Origin of the sequence: Mycobacterium mantenii, from assembly GCF_001667865.1 — a bacterium.
In the GTDB taxonomy this organism is placed as follows: Bacteria; Actinomycetota; Actinomycetes; order Mycobacteriales; family Mycobacteriaceae; genus Mycobacterium; species Mycobacterium mantenii_A.
Window position 1 is genome coordinate 160901 of the sequence record NZ_LZJP01000100.1, and the last position, 20830, is coordinate 181730.

19 protein-coding genes and 1 tRNA gene are annotated in these 20830 nt (G+C 70.4%); 7 read left to right on the top strand and 13 right to left on the bottom strand.

The genetic code is table 11. From position 1 onward, the window contains the following. Positions 1–20: 20 nt before the first annotated feature. From A5688_RS18240 to A5688_RS18250, 3 genes are read left to right on the top strand one after another with little or no spacing between them, the layout of a single operon-like run. Positions 21–1289: a hypothetical protein gene (locus A5688_RS18240; protein ID WP_067908691.1), complete on the top strand. Its 1269-nt coding sequence runs from the start codon at positions 21–23 to the stop codon at positions 1287–1289. Between the two features lie 35 nt (positions 1290–1324). Beyond that, a complete protein-coding gene (locus tag A5688_RS18245) occupies positions 1325–2026 on the top strand; it encodes a glycosyltransferase family 2 protein (protein WP_067831350.1) in 702 nt (233 codons plus the stop codon). A 13-nt stretch (positions 2027–2039) separates the two neighbouring features. After that, entirely contained in the window at positions 2040–2426 is a 387-nt protein-coding gene (locus tag A5688_RS18250) for a DUF2304 domain-containing protein (RefSeq protein ID WP_067908689.1), read from the top strand. Positions 2427–2456: 30 nt separating this feature from the next. Here A5688_RS18250 and A5688_RS18255 read toward each other — a convergent pair whose 3' ends face one another. Next, a complete protein-coding gene (locus A5688_RS18255) occupies positions 2457–3401 on the bottom strand; it encodes an NAD-dependent epimerase/dehydratase family protein (protein ID WP_165606897.1) in 945 nt (314 codons plus the stop codon). Between A5688_RS18255 and A5688_RS18260 the strand changes: the two genes are divergently transcribed. After that, positions 3367–5181 carry a hypothetical protein gene (locus tag A5688_RS18260; protein ID WP_120312560.1) on the top strand — a complete coding sequence of 605 codons (1815 nt, stop codon included), beginning with the start codon at positions 3367–3369 and terminating at the stop codon, positions 5179–5181. The two genes, A5688_RS18255 and A5688_RS18260, sit on opposite strands and share 35 nt — an antisense overlap. Before the next feature lie 5 nt (positions 5182–5186). Here the strand turns inward: A5688_RS18260 and A5688_RS18265 are convergent. Then, positions 5187–5262, bottom strand: a tRNA-Thr gene (locus A5688_RS18265). Between the two features lie 54 nt (positions 5263–5316). Next, positions 5317–6525 carry a DNA polymerase III subunit delta' gene (locus A5688_RS18270; protein WP_067908684.1) on the bottom strand — a complete coding sequence of 403 codons (1209 nt, stop codon included), beginning with the start codon at positions 6523–6525 and terminating at the stop codon, positions 5317–5319. 154 nt (positions 6526–6679) lie between these two features. Between A5688_RS18270 and A5688_RS18275 the strand changes: the two genes are divergently transcribed. Then, on the top strand, positions 6680–8308 hold the full coding sequence (locus A5688_RS18275; protein WP_067908680.1) for an adenylate/guanylate cyclase domain-containing protein: 1629 nt from the start codon (positions 6680–6682) through the stop codon (positions 8306–8308). A gap of 6 nt (positions 8309–8314) precedes the next feature. On the opposite strand, the gene topA is transcribed toward A5688_RS18275, so the two are convergent. The 3 genes from topA to cspA all read right to left on the bottom strand — a co-directional run bounded on the left by topA (position 8315) and on the right by cspA (position 12325). Beyond that, a complete protein-coding gene (gene topA / locus A5688_RS18280) occupies positions 8315–11140 on the bottom strand; it encodes a type I DNA topoisomerase (RefSeq protein ID WP_067831359.1) in 2826 nt (941 codons plus the stop codon). 214 nt (positions 11141–11354) lie between these two features. Continuing rightward, positions 11355–11954 (bottom strand): hypothetical protein, encoded by a 600-nt coding sequence (locus A5688_RS18285; protein WP_067831361.1) that lies wholly within the window; start codon positions 11952–11954, stop codon positions 11355–11357. Positions 11955–12121: 167 nt separating this feature from the next. Next, positions 12122–12325 carry a cold shock protein CspA gene (gene cspA, locus A5688_RS18290; RefSeq protein WP_007166602.1) on the bottom strand — a complete coding sequence of 68 codons (204 nt, stop codon included), beginning with the start codon at positions 12323–12325 and terminating at the stop codon, positions 12122–12124. 296 nt (positions 12326–12621) lie between these two features. Here cspA and A5688_RS18295 point away from each other — a divergent pair, with 296 nt between their 5' ends. Both A5688_RS18295 and A5688_RS18300 read left to right on the top strand, forming a co-directional pair. Further along, entirely contained in the window at positions 12622–14961 is a 2340-nt protein-coding gene (locus tag A5688_RS18295) for a DEAD/DEAH box helicase (RefSeq protein ID WP_068268235.1), read from the top strand. Between the two features lie 71 nt (positions 14962–15032). After that, positions 15033–16070, top strand: coding sequence for a PAS domain-containing protein (locus tag A5688_RS18300; RefSeq protein ID WP_067831366.1), 1038 nt, complete (start codon positions 15033–15035; stop codon positions 16068–16070). Here A5688_RS18300 and A5688_RS18305 read toward each other — a convergent pair. Genes A5688_RS18305 through ssd form a run of 7 tightly spaced genes read right to left on the bottom strand, consistent with a single transcriptional unit; the run spans position 16067 to position 20575 of the window. Continuing rightward, positions 16067–16384, bottom strand: a complete 318-nt coding sequence (locus tag A5688_RS18305; RefSeq protein WP_067831368.1) for an Rv3654c family TadE-like protein — start codon at positions 16382–16384, stop codon at positions 16067–16069. The two genes, A5688_RS18300 and A5688_RS18305, sit on opposite strands and share 4 nt — an antisense overlap. Before the next feature lie 16 nt (positions 16385–16400). Further along, a complete protein-coding gene (locus A5688_RS18310; RefSeq protein ID WP_207546698.1) occupies positions 16401–16691 on the bottom strand; it encodes a TadE family type IV pilus minor pilin in 291 nt (96 codons plus the stop codon). Between the two features lie 26 nt (positions 16692–16717). Further along, entirely contained in the window at positions 16718–16918 is a 201-nt protein-coding gene (locus A5688_RS18315) for a DUF4244 domain-containing protein (RefSeq protein WP_067831370.1), read from the bottom strand. Between the two features lie 18 nt (positions 16919–16936). Next, complete coding sequence (locus tag A5688_RS18320; protein ID WP_067908668.1) at positions 16937–17530, bottom strand: type II secretion system F family protein; 594 nt, start codon at positions 17528–17530, stop codon at positions 16937–16939. Positions 17531–17544: 14 nt separating this feature from the next. Beyond that, positions 17545–18345, bottom strand: coding sequence for a type II secretion system F family protein (locus A5688_RS18325; protein ID WP_067908665.1), 801 nt, complete (start codon positions 18343–18345; stop codon positions 17545–17547). Then, a complete protein-coding gene (locus A5688_RS18330; RefSeq protein WP_067831377.1) occupies positions 18342–19517 on the bottom strand; it encodes a TadA family conjugal transfer-associated ATPase in 1176 nt (391 codons plus the stop codon). Before A5688_RS18330 ends, A5688_RS18325 begins: the two co-directional genes overlap by 4 nt. Beyond that, the gene (gene ssd / locus A5688_RS18335) at positions 19514–20575 is read right to left on the bottom strand and encodes a septum site-determining protein Ssd (RefSeq protein WP_120312172.1); all 1062 of its coding nucleotides are present in this window, start codon (positions 20573–20575) and stop codon (positions 19514–19516) included. Before ssd ends, A5688_RS18330 begins: the two co-directional genes overlap by 4 nt. Positions 20576–20830: the final 255 nt, after the last annotated feature.

Below are 20830 nucleotides of genomic sequence, written 5' to 3' on the forward strand. Positions count from 1 at the left end.
CCGAAAGCGTCGCCGCCCCGATGACCGAGATCAGTGCCTCACAGGGGCCGGTGGCGCGCGGCAGCATGGCCCGGGTCGGCACCGCCACCGCGGTGACGGCGCTGTGCGGCTACGCCGTCATCTATCTGGCCGCTCGTGACCTGGCGCCGAGCGGCTTTTCGGTATTCGGGGTGTTCTGGGGGGCCTTCGGTCTGGTCACCGGCGCGGCCAACGGCCTGCTGCAGGAAACCACCCGGGAAGTCCGCTCTTACTCGGTCGGTGGGCCTTACATCAGCGACCTGGCAGCCGGCGAGCCGCGTACCCACCCGATGCGCGTCGCCATGCTGGTCGGGGTGGCCGCGGCCGTCCTGATCGCGGGCAGCTCGCCGTTGTGGAGTGGGCGGGTGTTCGTCGAGGCGCGCCTGCTGTCGGTGGTCCTGCTCAGCGTCGGGCTGGCCGGCTTCTGCGTGCACGCCACCCTGCTGGGCATGCTGGCCGGCACCAACCAGTGGACCCGCTACGGCGCGCTGATGGTGACCGACGCCGTCATCCGGGTGATGGTGGCCGCGGCCACCGTCGCGCTCGGCTGGCGCCTGGTCGGGTTCCTGTGGGCAACGGTGGCGGGCGCGGTCGCCTGGCTGATCCTGCTGGTGGCCTCGCCGGCGACCCGGGCCACCGCCCGCCTGCTGACCCCGGGCGGCACCGCGACCTTCCTGCGGGGCGCGGCGCATTCGATCACCGCAGCCGGTGCCAGCGCCATCCTGGTGATGGGATTTCCCGTGCTGCTGAAGCTGACCAGCGCCGAGCTCGGCGCGCAGGGCGGGGTGATCATCCTGGCGGTCACGCTGACCCGCGCGCCGCTGCTGGTGCCGCTGACGGCCATGCAGGGCAACCTGATTGCTCACTTCGTCGACGAGCGCAGCAATCGGATTCGCGCGCTGCTCGCCCCGGCGGGGATTGTCGGGGCGATCGGCGCGGTCGGGGTGCTGGCCGCGGGCGTGATAGGCCCGTGGCTGTTGCGGGTCGCCTTCGGGCCGCAGTACCACGCCAGCAGCGCGCTGCTGGCGGGGCTGACCGCGGCCGCCGTGGCGATCGCGATGCTGACGCTGACCGGCGCCGCGGCGGTGGCCGCCGCGCTGCACCGGGCCTACTCGCTGGGTTGGGTGAGCGCCACGGTCGCGTCGGGATTGTTGCTGCTGTTGCCGCTGTCCCTGCAGACCCGGACCGTGGTCGGGTTGCTGTGCGGCCCGGCGGTGGGGATCGGCGTCCATCTTCTGGCGCTGTCCCGCGCCACGCGCTCTACCGGCTGATATGACCTGCACAGGCGTGTACCTTGTGGGCTTAGATGGGTACTGAAACGCATTATTCGGTCGTCTGGGTCGTCATTCCCGCCTTCAACGAAGCAGCTGTCATCGGCGAGGTGGTCGCCGATGTGCGCTCGGTGTTCGACCATGTCGTCTGCGTGGACGACGGCAGCGCCGACGACACCGGGGAGATCGCCCGGCGGGCCGGGGCTCACCTGGTGCGGCATCCGATCAACCTCGGACAGGGCGCGGCGATTCAGACCGGCGTGGAGTACGCCCGCAAGCAGCCCGGGGCCGAGGTTTTCGCCACGTTCGACGCCGACGGCCAGCACCGCGTCAAAGACCTGGTGACGATGGTCGACCGGTTGCTGGCCGGTGACGTCGACGTGGTGATCGGCACCCGATTCGGCGCACAGCACGGTGCCCGGCCACCGTTCGTCAAACGGATCGTGTTGCAGACCGCCGCGCGGTTGAGCCGGCGCGGCCGCCGACTTGGCCTGACCGACACCAACAATGGGCTGCGGGTGTTCAACAAGAAGGTCGCCGACGGGCTGGACATCACCATGAGCGGCATGAGCCACGCCAATGAGTTCATCATGTTGATCGACGAAAACCATTGGCGCGTCGCCGAAGAACCGATCGAGGTGCTCTACACCGCGTACTCGAGGTCGAAGGGGCAACCCCTGCTCAACGGCGTCAACATCATTTTCGACGGATTCCTGCGAGGTCGGATTCCGAGATGAAAAGGGCTGGAATATGAACTGGATCCAGGTGCTGCTGATCGCGGCGATCGTCGCGCTGCTGGTGTATCTGCTGCGGTCGCGCCGCAATTCGCGGTCGAAGGCGTGGGTCAAGGTCGGCTATGTGGTGTTCGTGCTGGCCGGCATTTATGCCGTGCTGCGGCCCGACGACACCACGGTGGTGGCGCAGTGGTTCGGGGTGCGCCGCGGCACCGACCTGATGCTCTACGCGCTGATCATGGCGTTCTGTTTCACCACGCTGAGCACCTACATGCGGTTCAAGGATCTGGAGCTGCGCTACGCGAGACTGGCCCGCGCGGTGGCGATGGAATCCGCACAGGCGCCCGACAACGCGCAGGAGCGCGTCACCGAAATCGACGCTGGCGCGGGAAGGTTCGAGTAGGCCTCACGCTGACGTCGATCTCGGCGCCGGTCAGCCAGCCTGTGCTCGACGGAAGTATTCCACCGTGCGGGCCACCCCGTCACTGAGTTCGACCTTGGGCTGCCAGCCCAAAACCTCTGCGGCCAAACCGATGTCGAGGCAGGAACGTTTGAGGTCGCCCAACCGCGGCGGCGCGAACTCCGGGTCGTCGGGTCCCCCGACCGCGGCGGCCACGGCCGAATGCAGTTGACGGTCCGACGTTTCGATTCCGGTGCCGATGTTGAAGCGCTGCCCGCCGCCCGCGTCACCGGATGCCTTGACGAAGGCGTCCACGACGTCGTCGACGAAGACGTAGTCGCGGGTATTGCCGCCGTCCCCGAACACCTTGGTGGGCTTGCCCGAGAGCAGGGCCTGGGCGAAGATCGCCACCACCCCGGCCTCACCGTGCGGGTCCTGGCGTGGGCCATAGACATTCGCCGGGGCGATGTGCGAGCAGTCCAGCCCGTACAGGTGGCGGAATGTGTTCAGGTAGATCTCGCCCGCCACCTTGCCCGCCGCATACGGCGACGCGGGGTCGGTCGGCACGGTCTCGGGGGTGGGGTACCGCGGTGGGGTGCCGTAGATGGATCCGCCCGAGGAGGTGTGCACGATCTTGCGGACCTGCGCCTTGCGGGCCGCCTCGGCCAGGCGCACCGTGCCGATGACGTTGACCGAAGCGTCGAACTGCGGGTCGGCCACCGAGTGCCGCACGTCGATCTGGGCGGCCAAGTGGAACACCACCTCCGGGCGGTGCTCGTCGAGGATGGTCTCCAGGTCCGCGGTCACGATGTCGGCCTCGACGAAGACGTGCGCCGGATTGTCGGCCAGATGCTCGAGGTTGGTCGCGCGGCCCGACGCGAAGTTGTCCAGGCCCACCACCGCATGACCGTCGGCTAACAGACGGTCGACTAGCGTCGACCCGATGAATCCGGCTGCCCCGGTGACCAGTGCGCGCACCGGCCCACCATACATAGCGGTCGCGGCCGCCGCGCTCATCGCGGTGCAGCTGGCGGTGCGCGGGGTGCTGGCGTTCGGTGGCTACTTCTATTGGGACGACCTGATCCTCATCGGCAAGGCCGGCACCCACAACCTGCTCGCGCCGTCGTACCTGTTGGACGACCACGACGGGCACGTCATGCCCGGCGCATTTCTGGTCGCGGGCACCATCATCCGGCTGGCGCCACTGGACTGGACTTGGCCTGCGGTCAGCCTGGTGGTGCTGCAACTGCTGGCATCGCTGGCCTTGTTGCGCGCGCTGTACGTCATCCTCGGCTGGCGGCCGGTGCTGCTGATCCCGTTCACGTTCGCGTTGTTCACGCCGTTGGGGGTGCCCGGCTTCGCGTGGTGGGCGGCGGCGCTGAACTCGCTGCCGCTGCTGGCCGCGCTGACCTGGGTGTGCGCCGACGCCATCCTGCTGGTGCGCACCGGCAAACAGCGCTACGCGGTGACCGGGGTGCTGGTCTACTTCGGCGGGCTGCTGTTCTTCGAGAAAGCCGCGGTGATCCCTTTCGTCGCGTTCGCGGTGGCTGCGCTGCTGTGCCACGTGGCCGGCGATCGGAGCCTACGGTCGGCGCTGGCCACGGTGTGGCGGGCCGGCCTGCGATTGTGGATCGGCGCCCTGGCCCTGACCGCCGCCTGGATCGCGCTGTACCTGGCGGTGGTCAATCAGCAGCGGTGGAGTTCCGACCTGGCGATGACGTGCCGGCTGCTGGTGCGCTCGATCACCCACGGCATCGTGCCGGGTCTGGCGGGCGGGCCGTGGCACTGGGACCGGTGGGCGCCGGCCTCACCCTGGGCGACGCCCCCGCCGGCGGTGATGGCGCTGGGCTGGCTGGTGCTGGCCGGAATCCTGGCGGTGTCGCTGGTTCGCAAGGAGCGCATCGGGCCGGTGTGGCTGGTCGCCGTCGGCTACGCCGTGGCCTGCCAGGTGCCGATCTATCTGATGCGATCGTCGAATCAGACCGCACTGGAGCTCGCGCAGACCCTGCGCTACCTGCCCGATCTCGTCGTGGTGCTGGCGCTGCTGGCGGGCGTGGCACTGAGCGCCCCCAATCGGGCCGGCCGGCGCTGGCTGGACGCTTCGCCGAAGCGCACCGCGGTGACCGCCGGCGTGGCGGTCCTGTTCGTGGCCAGCAGCCTGTATTCGACGGCCACGTTTTTGACCAGCTGGCGCGACAACCCCGCCCAGCCCTACCTGCAGAACGCCCGGGCCGCCCTGGCCGAGGCCCATGCGGCCTCGGATGCGCCGCTGCTGGATCAGGAAGTCGACCCGTTCGTGCTGCAACGGGTGGCCGCACCGGAGAACCTGGCCAGCCACCTGTTCGCCCTGCTGCGGGATCGACCCGAATTCGCGCCCGCGACAACGCAATTGCGCATGTTCGACCGCTCGGGCCGGCTGATCAAGGCGCGCGTCACCTGGGTACGGACCATCGCGCCCGGCCCGATTCCGCAGTGCGGCTACTTCGCCCAGCCGGACCACCCGGCGCGCCTGGTCCTCGACGGCCCGCTGCTGCCCGCCGACTGGACCGTCGAGCTGAACTACCTGGCCAACAGCGACGGCTCGATGACGTTGAAGATGACGCAAGGACCCGAGGTCAAGGTGCCGGTGCATCCGGGGCTCAACCGGGTCTTCGCCCGGTTGCCGGGTGCCGGGGACGCGATCACGGTGCGGGCCAACACCACCGCGCTGGCGCTGTGCCTCGCGTCGGGCCCGGTGGGCTTCGTCGCGCCCGCCTGAAACTATGGAGCCGCCTGGGGGAATCGAACCCCCGACCTATTCATTACGAGTGAATCGCTCTACCGACTGAGCTAAGGCGGCATACCCGCACGCCGGGCGGCACGAGTCTACGGCAGGCGGACGGACAGACCCAACTCAGTCGCGCAGTTCCTGGCCGATGGTGGCGACCATGGCGTCGACGGCGAACTTGGGCTTGACGTTGATCGCCAGCGCCTCGCGGCACTCGAGCACCGCCTCGATGCAGCGCAGCAGCCGCGGGGGTGGGGCGTGGGCGGCCAGCGCCGCGACCGGCTCGGCCATGTCGGGATGGTTGGCCCGCACCGCCCCGGCATTCGCGGAGACCATCAGCGCGTCCCGGAAATACGTCGCCAGGTCGATCAGCGCGCGGTCCAGCGCGTCGCGCGAGGCCCGGGTCTGACGCGACTTCTGCCGTCGCTCAAGGTCCTTCATCGCCCCGGCCGCGCCGCGCATCGCGCCCGCGGTGCCCTTGCCGGTGCCGCCGGCGCCCAGGGCGGTGCGCAGCTCTTCGGTCTCGGCCTCGGCGCGGTCCGCGGTCAGCACCACGGCCTCGGCTTCGGCCGCGGCCACCAGCTCTTCGGCGGCGGCGTAGGCCCGCGACGGGGTCGCAGCGTCGCGCACCAGCGTCAGCGACCGCTCCCGGCGCGACCGGGCCTCGGGGTCGGTGGCCAGCCGCCGGGCCCGCCCCACGTGGCCGCCGCTGACCGACGCGGCCCAGTTCGCCGTGTCGGGGCTAAGGCCGTCGCTGTCGACCAGCACGCGCGCGATCGCCTCGGTCGGCGGGGTCACCAGCGCCACGTGCCGGCACCGCGACCGCAGCGTGATGGCGATGTCCTCGGGGTCCACCGACGGCGCGCACAGCAGGAACACCGTCGACGGCGGCGGTTCCTCCACCACCTTCAGCAGCGCGTTGGCGGCGCCCTCGGTCAGCCGGTCGGCATCTTCGATCACCACGATCTGCCGGTGCCCGGTGGCCGGGCGCCGCGACGCGATCTGCACGATCGAACGCATCTCGTCGACACCGATGGACAGGCCTTCAGGAATCACGCGCCGCACGTCGGCGTGGGTGCCGGCCATGGTCGTCGTGCACGCATGGCAGCGTCCGCAGCCCGGCTCCCCGTCTGACGTGCACTGCAAGGCGGCGGCGAAGCACAACGCCGCCACCGAGCGGCCCGAACCCGGCGGCCCGGTGATCAGCCACGCATGTGTCATAGTCCCGGCGCCGGCCCCGCTGTGGCCTGAGTCACCGCGGGCGGCTCTGGCGGCGGCCAGCAGCTCGGCCGTCACCGCGTCCTGGCCTACCAGCCGCGTAAACACCCCGGACATCACCGGTAACAGTAGTGGCGACGCCGACAGATACCGAACGGCCACCGTACCGCGACCGTTCCGTTATCTTCGGCGCGCTCGACGCGCCCCGAGCGACCTGCCGAGATCGATATTAAGTTTCCGAGACGTCACTGCCGACCGATACGGTGGGTTAGTGACAACGGCGGCGGCACTACCGGGGCGGATCAGCGCATTCGTCCGCTGGGTGATGCGCACGCCGTGGCCGCTGTTCTCGCTCAGCATGCTGCAGGCCGACATCATCGGCGCGCTCTTCGTGCTCGGCTTCCTTCGCTACGCCCTGCCGCCCGAGGACCGCATCCAGTTGCAGGACCTACCGGTCCTCAACCTGGCGATCTTCGCCACCGCGCTGGTCGTCGTGTTCCTCACCGGTCTGGCCGTGACACTGCGGCTGCTGATGCCGGTGTTCCGGTGGCAGCGCCGCGACAACATGCTCGCCGAGGCCGACCCGGCCGCCACCGAACTGGCCCGCAGCCGCGCGCTGCGAATGCCGTTCTATCGCACCCTGATCAGCATCGTGGCCTGGGCCATCGGCAGCGTGGTGTTCATCATCGCCAGCTGGTCGGTGGCCCGCTTCGCCGCGCCCGTGGTGGCCGTGGCCACCGGGCTCGGCGCCGCGGCCACCTCGATCATCGGCTACCTGCAGTCCGAGCGGGTGCTGCGGCCGGTGGCGGTGGCCGCCCTGCGCAGCGGGGTGCCCGAGAACGTCAAGGCGCCCGGCGTCATCCTGCGGCAGATCCTGACCTGGATGCTGTCCACCGCCGTGCCGGTGCTGGCGATCGTGCTGGCGGTGGTGGCCGACAAGACCTCGCTGCTGCACGCCACGCCGGAGAAGTTGTTCACCCCGATCCTGTTGCTGGCGGTGGCGGCGCTGGGCATCGGGCTGATCAGCACGCTGCTGGTGGCCATGTCGATCGCCGACCCGCTGCGCCAGCTGCGCTGGGCGCTCTCGGAGGTGCAGCGCGGAAACTACAACGCGCACATGCAGATCTACGACGCCAGCGAGCTCGGCCTGCTGCAGGCGGGATTCAACGACATGGTCCGCGACCTGTCCGAGCGGCAGCGGCTGCGCGACCTGTTCGGCCGCTACGTCGGCGAAGACGTGGCCCGCCGGGCGCTGGAGCGCGGCACCGAGCTCGGCGGCCAGGAACGCGATGTCGCGGTGCTGTTCGTGGACCTGGTCGGCTCCACGCAGCTGGCCTCGACCCGGCCGCCCGCCGAGGTCGTCCACCTGCTCAACGAGTTCTTCCGGGTGGTCGTGGAAACCGTCGGCAAACATGGTGGTTTCGTCAACAAGTTCCAGGGTGACGCCGCGCTGGCCATCTTCGGCGCGCCGATCGAACACCCCGACTCGCCCGGCGGAGCGCTGGCCGCCGCCCGGGAACTGCACGACGCGCTGCTGCCGGTGATCGGGTCGGCGGAGTTCGGCATCGGGGTGTCCTCCGGGCGGGCCATCGCCGGCCACATCGGCGCGCAGGCCCGCTTCGAGTACACGGTGATCGGCGACCCGGTCAACGAGGCCGCCCGGTTGACCGAGCTGGCCAAGCTCGAACCCGGCCACGTGCTCGCGTCGGCGATCGCGGTCAGCGGCGCGCTGGACGCCGAAGCCCTGTGCTGGGATGTCGGCGAGGTGGTGGAGCTGCGCGGCCGCCGGGCGCCGACCCAGCTGGCCCGCCCGGTGCATCTGGCGGGAACCACCGATTTCCAGCCCAGCCAGGCGCGGGCCGAAGAACTGTCCGGCGAGGCCATCGGCCCCGGCTACTGAACCCGGCTAGCTCCGCTTGGTGGCCCTTTTCGCCCCCGCCTTCTTGGCCGGCGCCTTGCGGGCGGCCTTCTTGGCGGGACGCTTCGCCGGACCACGCGCCCGGCGATCGGCCAGCAGTTCGGCGGCGCGCTCGTCGGTGATCGAGGCCACGTCGTCGCCCTTGCGCAGGCTGGCGTTCGTCTCACCATCGGTGACGTACGGGCCGAACCGGCCGTCCTTGATCACCATCGGCTTGCCGGTCGCCGGATCGTTGCCCAGCTCACGCAGCGGCGGCGCGGCGGCGCCCTGCCGGCCCCGGCGTTTGGGCTCGGCGTAGATCTTCAGCGCTTCCTCGAGGGTGATGTCGAACATCTGCTCCTCGGTCGCCAGTGAGCGAGAATCGGTGCCGCGCTTCAGGTATGGACCGTAGCGGCCGTTCTGCGCGGTGATCTCCTCACCGGAGGCGGGGTCGACACCGACCACCCGGGGCAGCGACAGCAGCCGCAGCGCGTCCTCGAGCGTGACCGTCTGCAGGTCCATGGTGCGCAGCAGCGAGCCGGTGCGCGGTTTGGGACCGGTGGGCTTCTTGCCCTTCTTCGCGGGCGCGGCGCTGCCGTCGTCGTCGCCGGGTGGCGGCTCCGGCAGCACCTCGGAAACGTATGGCCCGTACCGGCCGTCCTTGGCGACGATCTCGTGCCCGGTTGCCGGGTCCACGCCCAGCACCCGACCTTCCTGCGGCGTGGCGAACAGTTGCTCGGCCACCTCCAGCGTCAGCTCGTCGGGGGTCAGCGAGTCGTTGAGGTTGGCCCGCTGCGGCTTGGGCTCTCCGTCGTCGCCGGTCACCATGCGTTCCAGGTAGGGCCCGTTCTTGCCCACCCGGACGTAGACCGGCCGACCCTGCTCGTCGTCAAAAAGCTTGATGGAGTTGACTTCTCGAGCGTCGATGCCTTCCAGGTTGACGCCGACGAGTTTCTTCAGACCACCGGAGCGGGCCACCGAATCGGCCACCCCGTGCTCGCCACCGAAGTAGAAGTTGTTGAGCCAGTCGGTGCGTCGTTCCTGACCCGAGGCGATCGCGTCGAGCTCGTCTTCCATCGCGGCGGTGAAGTCGTAGTCGACGAGGCGACCGAAATGCTGTTCCAGCAAACCGGTTACGGCGAACGCCACCCAGGACGGCACCAGCGCGCTGCCCTTCTTGTGCACGTAGCCGCGGTCCTGGATGGTCTTGATGATCGACGAGTACGTCGACGGGCGGCCGATGCCCAGCTCCTCGAGCGCCTTGACCAGCGACGCCTCCGTGTAGCGCGCCGGCGGGTTGGTGGCGTGGCCGTCGGGCGTGAGCTCGATGGCGTCCAGCCGCTGGCCCTGGGTCAACTGCGGCAGCCGGCTCTCGGCGTCGTCGGCCTCGCCGCCGGCCAGCTCGTCCACCGTCTCCACGTAGGCCTTCAGGAAGCCCGCGAACGTGATGGTGCGACCGCTGGCCGAGAACACGACGTCTCTTGGGGTCTGCGCCCCGCGTGATTGGCCGTTGATCCGCAGGCTCAGCGTGGTGCCGCGGGCATCGGCCATCTGCGAGGCCACCGTGCGTTGCCAGATCAGCTCGTAGATGCGGAATTCGTCGCCGTCGAGTTCGCGACGCACCGCGTCCGGGGTCGCAAACGTCTCCCCCGCGGGGCGGATCGCTTCGTGGGCCTCCTGCGCGTTCTTGACCTTGCGGGTGTACTGGCGCGGCGATGGCGAGACGTATTCGGCACCGTAGAGCTGGCGGGCCTGGGTACGCGCGGCGTTGATCGCCGACTCCGACAGCGTGGTCGAGTCGGTACGCATATAGGTGATGTAGCCGTTTTCGTAGAGCCGCTGGGCGATGCTCATCGTGCGCTCGGAGGAGAACCGCAGCTTGCGGCCGGCCTCCTGCTGCAGCGTCGAGGTCATGAACGGCGCGTACGGGCGCCGGGTGTAGGGCTTTTCCTCCACCGACGCGACGTTGAGCTGGGCGCCGCGCAGGCCCGCGGCCAGCTGGGTCGCGCTCGCCTCGTCGAGAACGGTCACCTCGTCGGCCTTGCGCAGTTTCCCCAGCGAGTCGAAGTCGCGGCCGGAGGCCACGCGCAGGCCGTCGACGCCGGTCAGGCGGGCGGTGAAGGTGGGCGGCGAGGCCTGCGGGTCGGACACGCTCGCATCGAGCTGGGCCACGATGTCCCAGTAGGACGCGCTGCGGAACGCCATGCGGTCGCGTTCGCGCTGCACGATGATCCGGGTGGCCACCGACTGGACCCGGCCCGCCGACAACTTGGGCGCGACCTTCTTCCACAGCACGGGGCTGACCTCGTAGCCGTACAACCGGTCCAGGATGCGCCGGGTCTCCTGCGCGTCGACCAGGTCGATGTCCAGGTCGCGGGGGTTCTCGGCGGCCTCGAGGATGGCCGGCTCGGTGATCTCGTGGAACACCATCCGCTTGACCGGGATGTTCGGCTTGAGGGTTTCCAGCAGATGCCAGGCGATGGCCTCGCCCTCGCGGTCACCATCCGTGGCCAGATAGAGCTCGTCGACGTCTTTGAGCAGGCCCTTGAGTTCGGTGACGGTGCTCTTCTTCTCGGGGCTGATGATGTAGAGGGGTTCGAAGTCGTGATCGACGTTGACCCCAAGCCGGGCCCAGGGCTCGGATTTGTACTTCGCGGGCACGTCGGCGGCGGCCCGGGGCAGGTCGCGGATGTGGCCGCGCGACGATTCGACGATGTACCTGGAGCCCAGGTAGCCGGCCAGTTTGCGCGCCTTGGTGGGCGACTCGACAATGACGAGTCGCCGACGGCTGCCATTCCCGCCGCTGCTGGTGTCCTTTAGTTTCGGGTCAGCCAACTGCCCTTACGCTCCATCCCTGATTGGTCCCCCCTGCGAGACCACCTGCAGGAAGAATGACAGGTCGGCTTCGAAAATTCCGGTGAAATTCAGGTACGCGACCGTTCCTTCGCCCTGCGGCATCTGACAATTTCGCACCCTTGGGCGGGCCTGCGCAAACTGACATTCGCGGAAACGGCGCAAAGCCGACGCGATTTCGGACGTTACCTCCTGGCTAAACTCGCGGCCACCGCGACAACGCCTCGGCGCCGTCTGGCGGTTCCCCCACGTTCTCTACCAGGCGCGATAGCCTCCGGCGTCCGCTGATCCGCAGCGCCGGCCGACCGCCCCGGGTGCCGATCAGGGTGGGCGCGATCCCGACGCGCATCAACGCCGACGCCAGCGGCGAGTGCGTGTCCGGCGCGTGCGGGTCCAGCGCCAGCAGGTAATGCTCGCCCTCCGGGTTTCCGGCCGCCAGCGTCCAGGCCCGCAACTCGCGGGGCCCGGGCAGCCAGCGCGGCGGCACCGTCTTGACCGCCCCGCGTGTCCATTCGGTGGCCAGCGCGCTCAGGGAGGGGTCCACCGCGGTCCGCACCAGCGGGGTGTCCTCGTCGGTCCGGCTGATCTCGGCCACCAGACCCGCCTCCCGGATCATCTCCGCGAGCGCCGAGGCCCGCCACGCCTGATCCACGACCACCGACAGCCGGGCGCCGGCCACGTGACTTTCACCGGTAGCGCCGACGGTGACGATCTGCCCGGACGCCGCCAGCACCCCGGAAAGATCGGTGGCCGCGGGCGGCACCGACTCCGCTGTAAAGAAGGAAAGCTGGCTCACGCCCCCGACAGTAGGCCAGGGGGGCCGCCCGCGTCTTGAGGCAACCGGCGCGGCGTCCGGGGCCGGCCGGGATGCAGACCTGGTGGCGGCAGTAAAAGAGGAAACCCCCCGGCTCAACCCGCTGGGCGGGTCTGCACGGGGGGTTATCCGTTCAGGTCTGCTCTTCGCTACACCGAGCGGACTCCGGTGGCCTGGGGGCCCTTAGGGCTATGGCCGATCTCAAACTCGACCTTCTGGTTCTCTTCGAGGGTGCGGAAGCCCGAACCCTGGATCTCCGTGTAGTGGACAAACACATCGGCGGAACCGTCTTCGGGGGCAATGAACCCGAAGCCCTTCTCCGCGTTGAACCACTTCACAGTTCCCTGTGGCATCTCTCGATCTTTCCTTTTCTTCTGGGTGCGGGGCATCGCCTTTCGATGCCCCGGGCCTGGTACGACCGCCATACCTCGCTGAGTCGCCGGAACTTCACCCGACCGATTAACCTCGCAGGAACCGCGGCCGCAACGTCGATCCTGCGAAAGTTTGACACGAACACAGAAGCTGCGACCGCAAATAGTCAACCATGTTCATCGCGTCGGCGACAGACTTGTGTCTTCGGCCGATTCGAAGGCTGATTCCGGGGCCGACGCGAAGGCCGAATTCACAACGGATCCACCGAAGGAGTGAGATGGCGAGTTTCGGCAGTGACCTGCTCGCCGCCGCACTCGCCGGAACCGCGCCAGACGAGCATCCGCTGCGCCATGTCGCCGAATTGCCACCGCGCAGCGGCCGCCCGCGCGAGTGGCCCGCCTGGGCCGAGCCGGACGTCGTCGACGCGTTCACCCGCCGCGGGATCACCGCACCCTGGTCGCATCAGTTCGCGGCCGCCGACCTGGCGTATTCGGGCCGTCACGTGGTGCTCAGCACCGGTACCGCGTCGGGCAAGTCACTGGCCTATCAGCTCCCGGTCCTCAACGCATTGGCGACCGATCCGCGGGCACGGGTGCTGTACCTGTCGCCGACGAAAGCGTTGGGCCACGACCAATTGCGAGCCGCACACGCACTGACCGACGCCATTCCCCGGTTGCACGACGTCGCCCCCACCGCCTACGACGGCGACAGCCCGACCGAGGTCCGACGCTTCGCGCGGGAACGTTCGCGGTGGCTGTTCTCCAATCCCGACATGATCCATCTGTCGATATTGCGCAATCACGCCCGCTGGGCCGTCCTGTTGCGCGGCCTGCGATTCGTGGTGGTCGACGAATGTCATTACTACCGTGGGGTATTCGGGTCCAACGTGGCGATGGTGCTGCGCCGCCTGCTGCGGTTGTGCGCCCGCTATTCGTCCTCACCGACGGTGATCTTCGCCAGCGCGACAACGGATTCGCCGGGCGCGACGGCGGCCGAGCTGATCGGGTTGCCGGTCGAGGAGGTCACCGAGGACGGTTCACCCCAGGGCGCCCGGACCGTGGCGTTGTGGGAGCCCGCGCTGCGGGCCGACCTGACCGGTGAGAACGGCGCGCCGGTGCGCCGCTCCGCCGGTGCGGAGGCGGCACGCGTGATGGCGGACCTGATCGCCGAGGGCGCCCAAACGCTGACGTTCGTGCGGTCGCGCCGGGCCGCGGAGTTGACCGCGCTGGGTGCGGCGGCGAGGTTGGACGACGTCGCTCCGGAGCTGTCCCGCACGGTGGCGTCGTATCGGGCCGGTTACCTCGCGGAGGACCGCACCGCGCTGGAACGCGCGCTGGCCGAGGGCCGGTTGCGGGGCCTGGCCACCACCAATGCGCTGGAGTTGGGGGTGGACATCGCCGGACTGGACGCGGTGGTGCTCGCCGGTTTCCCCGGCACGGTGGCGTCGTTCTGGCAGCAGGCCGGCCGGTCCGGGCGGCGCGGGCAGGGCGCGCTGGTGGTGCTGATCGCCCGCGACGATCCGCTGGACACGTATCTGGTGCACAACCCGGCCGCGTTGCTGGACAAGCCGGTCGAGCGGGTCGTCATCGACCCGGCCAATCCCTACATCCTGGGTCCGCAGCTGTTGTGCGCGGCAACCGAACTGCCGCTGGACGAGGCGGAGGTGCGCACCCTCGGCGCCACCGAGGTGGCGGACGGCCTGGTCGACGACGGACTGCTGCGGCGGCGTGCCGGCAGGTACTTTCCGGTGCCCGGACTGGAACCGCATGCCGCCGTGGACATCCGGGGCTCGGCGGGCGGCCAGATCGTCATCGTGGAAGCGGACACCGGGAGGTTGCTGGGCAGCGCCGGCGCCGGTCAGGCGCCGGCCACCGTCCACCCCGGAGCGGTGTACCTGCATCAGGGCGACAGCTACGTGGTGGACTCGCTGGACACCGAGGAAGGCATCGCCTTCGTACACGCCGAGGACCCGGGTTACGCGACGTTCGCGCGGGAGATCACCGATATCGCCGTCACCGGCGCGGGTGAACGCCTGACGTTCGGGCCGGTCACGCTGGGCCTGGTGCCGGTCAGGGTCACCCACCAGGTGGTGGGCTTCCTGCGTCGCCGGCTCTCCGGCGAGGTGATCGACTTCATCGAACTGGACATGCCGGAACACACGCTGGCCACCACGGCGGTGATGTACACCATCACCGAGGATGCGCTGCAGCGCAACGGTATTGAGGCGACAAGGATCCCTGGGGCGTTGCACGCCGCCGAGCATGCGGCGATCGGACTGCTGCCGCTGGTGGCCAGTTGCGACCGCGGCGACATCGGCGGCCTGTCCACCGCCGTCGGTCCCGATCCGCGTGGGCTGCCCAGCGTCTTCGTCTACGACGGCTATCCGGGCGGCGCGGGATTCGCCGAGCGGGGCTTTCGCCAGGCCCGCACCTGGCTGGGCGCGACGGCCGCAGCCATCGAGGCGTGCGAGTGTCCCTGGGGGTGCCCGTCGTGCGTGCAGTCCCCCAAGTGCGGCAACGGCAACGACCCGCTCGACAAGGCGGGCGCGGTGCTGGTGCTCAAGCTGGTTCTCGCGGAGCTGGCGCAGGGGCCACGGGAGAACGATCCCCGCGGGTGACGACCCGTCGATCCACCGCGACCGGCGGTGAGGGTGTCGACGACCCGTCCCCTCACCGTAAAATCGGCCCCATGGCCCACGACTGGTTGCTCGTGGAGACACTCGGCGGAGATCCCACCGTTGTGTCGCAGGGCCGCCAACTCAAAAATCTCGTCCCTATCACCACGTTCCTGCGCCGCAGCCCCTATCTGGCCGCGGTTCGCACGGCCATCGCCGAGTCGGTGCAGACCGGCCAGGCGTTGACCAGCATCACGCCCAAACGCGACCGCATCATTCGCACCGAGCCGGTGGTGATGTCCGACGGCTTCATCCACGGCGTGCATGTCTGGACCGGCCCCGCCGACACCGAACCGCCCGAGCGGCCCATCCCGGGGCCACTGAAGTGGGACCTGACCCTCGGTGTGGCCACCGACACCCGTGAATCGCTGATCAACAGCGGCAAGAATCCCGAAGTCGAAGTCACCTTCGGCAGGGCCTTCGCCGAGGACCTTCCGTCCCGTGAACTCAACCCGAACGAAACCAAAGTGCTGGCCATGGCGGTCAAGGCCAAGCCTGACCAAACACTCTGCAGCACTTGGGATCTCACTGACTGGCGCGGAGAGTCGATCCGGATCGGTTTTGTCGCGCGCACGATCCTGGAACCGGGACCCGACGGACGGGAGCACTTGGTGGCGCGGGCAATCAACTGGCAGTCCGAATTGAAGGGCCCGGAGGTGTCGACCGATGATCTGGCGCAACGGATCCTCAGCGGTCTCGCCCAGGCCGGGGTTCATCGCGCGCTGATCGACCTCAACACCTGGACCCTGCTGAAATGGCTCGACGAGCCCGCCACCTTTTACGACTGGCGCAGCATCGAGGCGGGCAAGCCCCGGGTTCACCCCGATGACCGGGACTTGATGTCCACCATGACAAGGGAATTCAGCGGGGGCGCCACCAGTCGCGTGTTGCGGTTGCCCGGGCACAACGGAGATTGGGTGCCGGTGCATGTCACCGTCAACCGCATCGAGCTGGAAACGGACACGTACGCCGGGCTGGTATCGCTGCGCTTACCCACCGACGAGGAACTGGCCACCGCGGGTTTGTCGGCACCGCCGGACGCGGCGCCCTAATCGGCTGCCCCGGTCGCCGGGCCCGCCCGCGCGGCGGCCCTGGCCGCGCCGCCGAAGGCGACCGCCACCCGCGCCGTGATGACGACATCGAGACCGTCGATGACACAACGGATGTCGTCGACCCGCATCCGGTGGGCCACGCCCGCGGCGACCGCGCAGGCCGTCGGCGCCCCAGAGCTCAGCCGGGCCGCGGCCGCCAAGGCGGCCAGGTCGGCCACCGCCTGCGCGCGGTGGCGCGCCACCACCGCCGAGCCCAGGTACGCGCCGGCTCCGGTCGCCGTCAGCAGCACCACGACCATCCAGGCCGCGACCAAAGTGGCGGAGCCTCGATCATCTCGATGGTTCGGCCGCCGAGACCGCTTTGGCCGCAATATCGATGGTGGGCAATAACTTCGAATGCGCGACGACGGTGGCCACCACAAAATCCCCGTCGCGGCGCAGGTCGACCCGTGCACCGGCGGGCGCGAGCCGGCGGGCGGCGGACACCGCGGAGCGCTCGTCGTCGCGGGCCGCCAGCCGGGCAGCTTCGCGGGCGGCGTCGACACAGCGCACCTGCATCGATATCGCGGTGATCCCGGCCAGGCAGAGCACCAGCACCACGACGAGCGCGGCGATGCCCAGGGCCGCCTCGACGGTGCTGGCACCGGCTACACCTTGGTGTTGAGCGCACGACCGATGATGTTGGTCAGCGCCGAGACGATGGAATCGCCGGTGACGACGGTGTAGAGCACCGCGCCGAAGGCGGCCGCCGCGATGGTGCCGATGGCGTACTCGACCGTCGACATGCCCGACTCGTCGGCGGCCAGCACGGCGATCCGCGCAAAGAATTCTCGAAACATGTTGATCATCAATGGCTTCCTCTCGTTTCACAGCAGGCCCGACTGCAGGACATCACCGGCCAAGCCGGCCACCACCGGGACGATGCCCAGGCAGACGAACGCCGGCAGAAAGCACAGGCCCAGCGGCCCGGCGATCAGTACGCCGGCCCGTTCGGCGGCCGCCGTCGCCGCGTGCGCGGTGTCCTGCCGAGACTCCTGCGCCAAGTCGGCGACGCCACCGGCCAGCGCCGCACCCGAGGACGCCGAACGCCGGGCCAACCGCAGCAAGGCATCGATCTGCGGGTCGGCCGGATGTTGCGGGCCGGGCGGAATGGACCATGCGACAGCGGAATCGGCGCCCAGCGCGAGCAGGCCGGCGGCGCGGCGCAGCACCCGGGCCAGGTTCGGCGGCGCGGACGGCGCGGCGGCCGCCGCCGCGGCAGACACGGCCATACCCGCCTGAAGGCACACGGCCAGCACGTCGAGGCAGGAGGCGACCGCCAGCGGGTCCAGGCCGCGCGCCGGCGCCGCGCTCCGCCGCAGCCGACCGCCACGCGCCCGCATCCCGGCGCGGCTTCGCACCAACGCAGGACCGGGACCGATCCACAGCGCCACCGCCAGCAGCACCGCCGCGCTTTGCATCGTCGCCGGCGTACTCACGAAGCCACCCGATCGGCGATGCGGTCGGACCACAGCAGGCCGACGCAGGCCAACGTCGAGCCGATGAGCAACAGCCACCCGCCCGCGTGCCCGCTCAGCAAGAAGCCCAGCGGCCGGGCCCCGATCAGTTGCCCCAGCAACACGCCGAGCACCGGCAGCGCCGCCAGTATCGCCGCGGTTGCGCGCGCGCCGGCCATGCTCGAGGACACCCGGGCCGAGAACCGTTGCCGCGCGGCGATATCGCGCTGAGCGGCGCGCATCAGGGTGGCTATTCCCAGCCCGTTGTCGCTGGCCAGTCGCCAGCACAGCGCGAGCCGCTCCCAATGAGCGGGCAGCGCCGAGGAGTGGCCCGCCGTGGCCAGGCCGGCCGCGACGTCGGCACCCAACCGCGCCCGCGCCGCCACCGAACGCAGCGACACCGCTACCGCGCCGCCGGTGTCATCGGCGGCGACGCAGAACGCGCGCACCGGATGCGAGCCGGCCCGCAATTCACCGACAAGCACCTCGAGCGCCGTGTGCAGCGCGTGACCCTCGGCCGCGGCGCGCCGGATACGTCGGCTCCGCCGGTAACGCAGACCCGCGGTCGCGCCCACGACCGCGACGCACAGGACAGTGGTCAGCGGCAGCGCGATGGCGGCGGCGCAGCCGATGCCCGCGGCGAGGCAGGCCGCCCCACGAGCCCCGGTGGCAGGCGAGACCCGGGACCGTCGTGACGCCGAGAATCGTCGTCGCGGCGAGGGCCGACCGACGACGAGCGCGAGCGACAACAGCAGCGCCCCGGCCAGCGGGCCGGTCACGCCCGCATCCGGCTGTGCAGCAGATTCCGCAGCCCCGTGGCGGCGTCCGTCATCCCCCGATCCGCATGCCATACGGTGACCGCCCGCACCCGGTCTTGATCGTGTTGCAGCGCAGCGATTTCGCTGAGTCGCCGCCGCCCGGCGCGGTCACGCTCGACGTGCAGCAGCACCCGCACGGCGGCGGCGAGTTGGCTGTGCAGTGCGGCCCGATCGAGGCCGCCGAGTGCACCCAACGCCTCCAGGCGGGCGGGAACCTCCCCGGGGCTGTTGGCGTGCACGGTGCCCGCGCCGCCGTCGTGCCCGGTGTTCAGGGCGGCCAACAGATCCACCACTTCGGCGCCCCTGACCTCGCCGACCACGATGCGGTCCGGCCGCATCCGAAGCGCCTGCCGGACCAGTTGGCGCACCGGAACCTCGCCGACGCCCTCGATGTTGGCGCACCGCGCGACCAGCTTCACCAGATGCGGATGCCGCGGCGCGAGCTCCGCGGCGTCCTCCACGCAGACGATCCGTTCGGCCGGCGACACGGCGCCCAGCATCGCGGCGAGCAGTGTCGTCTTGCCCGCGCCGGTGCCGCCGCTGACCAGGAACGCCAACCGCGCCTCGATGATGTCGGTGACCAGCGCGGCGGCCGCCGGCTCGATCGCACCGGCGGCGGTCAGGGCCGCCAGATCCTGGCTGGCGGGCCGTAGGACACGCAGCGACAGGCAGGTGCCCGCGGCGGCCACGGGCGGCAACACCGCGTGCAGCCGCACCGCGAATCCACCGGCGCCGATGCCGGTCAGCTCGCCGTCCACCCAGGGCTGCGCGTCGTCGAGGCGCCGTCCGGCGGCCAGCGCCAGCCGCTGCGCCAACCGCCGCACCGACGCCTCGTCGGGAAAACGAATCTCGGTGCGCCGCAGGCCGGTGCCGTCGTCAACCCACACCGCGTCCGGTGCGGTGACCAAGACGTCGGTCGTCCCGTCGGCGCAGAGCAGCGGATCGAGGATGCCGGCGCCGGTGAGTTCGGTCTGCAGCACCCGGAGGTTGGCCAGTACCTCGGTGTCACCGAGCATCCCGCCGGACTCCGCCCGGATCGCGGCGGCCACCACCGAAGCCGACAACGGGGACCCCTGCGGGCCGGCTTCGCCGGCCAGTCGCTCGCGGACGCGTTCGATCAGCGAACCGCTCACGCCGCCCGGCCGTTCTGCCCCGCGCGCCGCGCCGCGCCGGGTGGCAGCACGGCAAGCACCTGCCGGGCCGCCACCCCGAGCGCCGTGCGCCGCCCCAACCGCAGGCCGCCCCGGTCGGCCTGTTCGGCCAGTTGCGGCTGGGCTTTGATGGTGGCCAGCAGCGGCAATCCGGCGATCTCGGCGATCTCGGCGGCGCGCAAGCCGCCCGGCGAGGGGCCCCGCACCACCAGGCCGACGTTGGGATTGAGGGACGCCAAGGCCGGCGCCAGTGCACCGGTCGCCGCGCACGCGCGCACATCGCAGCGACTGACGACGACGACCAGATCGGCCGCGCTCAGCGCCGCCTGCGTCGCGTCGGTGAGGCGACGGGGGAGGTCGCAGATGACGGTGACCGCCCCACGGCGGCCGGCGTCGATGACGGCGTGCACCGGCCCGGCGTCCAGCTCGTATCCGCGCCGGGTGCCGGACAGCACGCTGACTTCGCGGTGGCGCGGCAGCGCATCGCGTACCGCCGACCAGTTGAGCCGCCCGCCCTGCAGCGCAAGGTCCGGCCAGCGCAGCCCCGGAGTGGATTCGCCGCCCAGCAACAAGTCGAGCCCGCCGCCCCACGGGTCGAGGTCCACCAGCAGCGCGTCGGTGGCGCCCTGGGCCAGGGCGACGGCGAGCAGGGAGGCGCCGGCTCCGCCGCATCCCCCGATGACGGCGACCGCGTGGCCACGGGAACCGTCGTCGCGCGCCGATTCGGCGGCTTCGGCCAGGGCGCCGACCAAGTCCGCTTCCTGCCCCGGCAGCCGCAACACATGCTCGGCGCCGACCCCGACGGCGGCCGCCCACGTCGCGGTCTCGGGTTCGGCGACGGTCAGCACGGTCACGTGATCGCGGCGCGGCAGCCCCCATCGTCCGCACCGGCCCGCCGCCCGCGCGTCGAGCACGACGGCCGCGGCCGCCGCCCAACTCTTGCGGCTGACCGGAGCCACATCGCCGGCATGGACCACCCGAACGCCGGCGGCGGCCGCCACCCGGTCCAACTCGGCGCGCATGTCGGGCTCCGTCAGCACCGCCAACACACCCGCCGAACCCGCCGCATCAACTCCCGAGCCGATCGTCATCCGCCCACTGTGCGGGGCCGTGACCTTGGCACAACAGTCCCAAATGCGGATTTGTGGATAGAGACGCGAGTGTGCACAAACGCGTCGCGGGCCCACGCCGCCAGCGACGACGGACACACTTTCCCGCAACGCATCGGGAGCCGAGCCCGGCGCCGGGAGGCGAAGAAAACCGACCCTAGAAAAGGGACGACCCCCGCCAGGGGG